The organism is Idiomarina sp. ST10R2A5 (genome assembly GCF_051842325.1).
Taxonomy (GTDB): Bacteria; Pseudomonadota; Gammaproteobacteria; order Enterobacterales; family Alteromonadaceae; genus Idiomarina; species Idiomarina abyssalis.
Genome location: NZ_JBNIEX010000067.1, coordinates 1 through 246, shown reverse-complemented (window position 1 = coordinate 246; position 246 = coordinate 1). Strand labels below are relative to the sequence as shown.

General features: G+C 74.0%; 1 protein-coding gene. It reads left to right on the top strand.

Annotation, left to right across the window (positions count from 1 at the left end):
- Positions 1-246: hypothetical protein (locus ACP7FG_RS13150; protein WP_439226652.1), on the top strand; the 246-nt coding region annotated here is incomplete at both ends.

The following is a 246-nucleotide window of genomic DNA, read 5'->3' as shown; positions in this document are numbered from 1 at the left end:
CGCCCACATCCGCTATGCGGAGCCCAAGGCCGAGAACCAGGAGGGTTCCTTCTTCTCGACCCTGACGCTGCCGATGCAGCGGCAGGCCCCGCTCTACGCGCTGGCCGAGATCCCGACCGCGAACCTCCGCCCGGACATCGCGGAGTTCTTCTCCGCCCGCGCCGAGGCGAGGGGCCTCAAGGTCGACCCGCCGCAGTCGCGCGAGCCCCGCGCGGCCGCTCCGGCCGCCGCCGAGGACGCTCCCTC